This window comes from Enterobacter sp. 725m/11 (assembly GCF_011683705.1).
In the GTDB taxonomy this organism is placed as follows: domain Bacteria; phylum Pseudomonadota; class Gammaproteobacteria; order Enterobacterales; family Enterobacteriaceae; genus Enterobacter; species Enterobacter bugandensis.
Map to the genome: position 1 here is coordinate 1 of NZ_JAAQOK010000099.1, position 2881 is coordinate 2881.

General features: G+C 57.2%; 3 protein-coding genes. All 3 read left to right on the top strand.

Annotation, left to right across the window (positions count from 1 at the left end; translation table 11 throughout):
* Positions 1-106: 106 nt before the first annotated feature.
* A complete protein-coding gene (hpaB, locus tag HBA26_RS22500) occupies positions 107-1669 on the top strand; it encodes a 4-hydroxyphenylacetate 3-monooxygenase, oxygenase component (protein WP_058678933.1) in 1563 nt (520 codons plus the stop codon).
* A 17-nt stretch (positions 1670-1686) separates the two neighbouring features.
* Positions 1687-2199, top strand: coding sequence for a 4-hydroxyphenylacetate 3-monooxygenase reductase subunit (locus HBA26_RS22505; RefSeq protein ID WP_041911318.1), 513 nt, complete (start codon positions 1687-1689; stop codon positions 2197-2199).
* Positions 2200-2375: 176 nt separating this feature from the next.
* Positions 2376-2881 (top strand): HTH domain-containing protein (locus tag HBA26_RS22510; protein ID WP_166721058.1); only part of this gene is annotated, 506 nt, incomplete at its 3' end.

Sequence of the window (2881 nt, forward strand, 5' to 3'; positions counted from 1 at the left end):
TCCGTCGTCGGCAGCGTCAGATGTGTATAAGAGACAGTCTCACGCTTCAATTAAACAACAAAAACAAAACATAAATTTAACAACCATCTTCCGATACGAGGTCCCTATGAAGCCTGAAGAATTCCGCGCTGATGCCAAACGTCCGTTAACCGGCGAAGAGTATTTAAAAAGCCTGCAGGATGGACGCGAGATTTATATCTACGGCGAGCGCGTTAAGGACGTCACCACCCACCCGGCGTTTCGCAATGCGGCGGCGTCCATCGCCCAGATGTACGACGCCCTGCACAAGCCGGACATGCAGGACACGCTGTGCTGGGGCACCGACACCGGCAGCGGCGGCTACACCCACAAATTTTTCCGCGTGGCGAAAAGCGCCGACGACCTGCGCCAGCAGCGCGACGCCATCGCCGAGTGGTCACGCCTGAGCTACGGCTGGATGGGCCGCACGCCGGACTACAAAGCGGCGTTCGGCTGCGCGCTGGGAGCGAACCCTGCCTTCTACGGTCAGTTCGAGCAGAACGCCCGGAACTGGTACACCCGCATTCAGGAAACCGGCCTGTACTTTAACCACGCCATCGTCAACCCGCCGATCGACCGCCACAAGCCGGCGGACGAGGTGAAGGACGTCTACATCAAGCTGGAGAAAGAGACCGATGCCGGGATTATCGTCAGCGGTGCGAAAGTCGTCGCAACCAACTCGGCGTTGACCCATTACAACATGATCGGTTTTGGCTCCGCGCAGGTGATGGGCGAAAACCCGGACTTCGCGCTGATGTTCGTCGCCCCCATGGATGCCGAAGGCGTGAAGCTGATCTCCCGCGCCTCGTACGAGATGGTGGCAGGCGCGACCGGATCTCCGTATGACTACCCGCTCTCCAGCCGCTTCGACGAGAACGACGCGATCCTGGTGATGGATAACGTGCTGATCCCGTGGGAAAACGTGCTGATCTACCGCGATTTCGACCGCTGCCGTCGCTGGACGATGGAGGGCGGCTTCGCCCGCATGTACCCGCTGCAGGCCTGCGTACGTCTGGCGGTGAAGCTCGACTTCATCACCGCCCTGCTGAAGAAATCCCTGGAGTGCACCGGTACCCTTGAGTTCCGCGGCGTGCAGGCGGATCTCGGCGAAGTGGTGGCCTGGCGCAATATGTTCTGGGCGCTGAGCGACTCCATGTGCTCCGAAGCCACGCCGTGGGTGAACGGCGCGTACCTGCCGGACCACGCGGCGCTGCAAACCTACCGCGTGATGGCCCCGATGGCCTACGCGAAGATCAAGAACATCATCGAACGTAACGTGACCTCCGGGCTGATTTATCTGCCGTCCAGCGCGCGGGACCTGAACAACCCGCAGATCGACCAGTATCTGGCGAAGTACGTGCGCGGCTCCAACGGAATGGATCACGTCGAACGCATCAAGATTTTGAAACTGATGTGGGACGCCATCGGCAGCGAGTTTGGGGGGCGTCACGAGTTGTACGAAATCAACTACTCCGGCAGCCAGGATGAGATCCGCCTGCAATGCCTGCGTCAGGCGCAAAGCTCCGGGAATATGGACAAGATGATGGCAATGGTCGACCGCTGCATGTCCGAGTACGACCAGCACGGCTGGACCGTGCCGCACCTGCACAACAACAGCGATATCAACATGCTCGACAAGCTGCTGAAATAGCGCAGCGGGAGGTTACAATGCATTCAGATGAACAACGCCTGCGTTTTCGCGACGCAATGAGCAGCCTGTCGGCGGCGGTCAATGTGGTCACCACCGAGGGCGACGCCGGACGCTGCGGCATTACCGCCACCGCCGTCTGCTCGGTGACGGATACCCCGCCGTCGGTCATGGTCTGCATTAACGCCAACAGCGCCATGAACCCGGTCTTTCAGGGCAACGGCAGGCTGTGCGTCAACGTGCTGAACCACGAGCAGGAGATCATGGCCCGCCACTTCGCCGGGATGACCGGGATGGCAATGGAGGAGCGCTTTGCCCTCTCCTGCTGGCAGAAAGGCCCGCTGGGGCAGCCGGTGCTGAAAGGCGCGCTGGCGAGCCTGGAAGGCGAGATTACCCAGGTGCAAACCATCGGCACGCATCTGGTTTATCTTGTCGAAGTGAAAAACATCATCCTGAGTGACGCGGGACACGGCCTGATCTACTTTAAGCGCCGTTTCCACCCGGTGATGATGGAGATGGAAGCCGTCGTGTGATCCCCCTCGCGCTGGCCTTTTTTCGGGCCAGCGCCGCTTTCTACAAAAATTCCTAAGGTTTCCGCTAAATCACGCCGTTATATATCCATAAGAGAAATTTTCTGTGCCTGAATACTGACATCTCCGGTCAGTGCTTTTGCATTGTTCAGCGCATACCCAATATACAGGAAGACCTTATGGCTAAAACGACGCGGAGCCGCTCGGCTGAACGTCTGGTCGATATTCTCCTTGAGCTACATTTACACGGGGTGGTAAACCGCAGTGCGCTAATGGAGAAATTTAAAATTACCGAGCGTACCGTCTACCGGGATTTAAATGCGCTCTCGCCCATTGTTGAACATACCGGTAACGGGCTATATCGACTGATCCACTCCGCCCAATCTCCCGGCGGGCAGGGATTACATCATGCCCTGGCTAACTTCCTGAATGCCGATAATTTTTTCCCTGAAAGAAATACGGACTTCTGGCAAAAGCTGGAGGCACGCGTCGACGAAAACCATATTCTTATCCTCGGTAATGACGCAGAGCACACGGTGCAGCGTGATATCCGCCGCCATTTAGCGAAAATCGAGAAATCGATTAAGAACCATAATGTCTGTCAGATCGTTTATAAGGGTAAAACCCGTCTGATTAATCCCTATAAACCTGTCTCTTATACACATCTGACGCTGCCGACGACGGA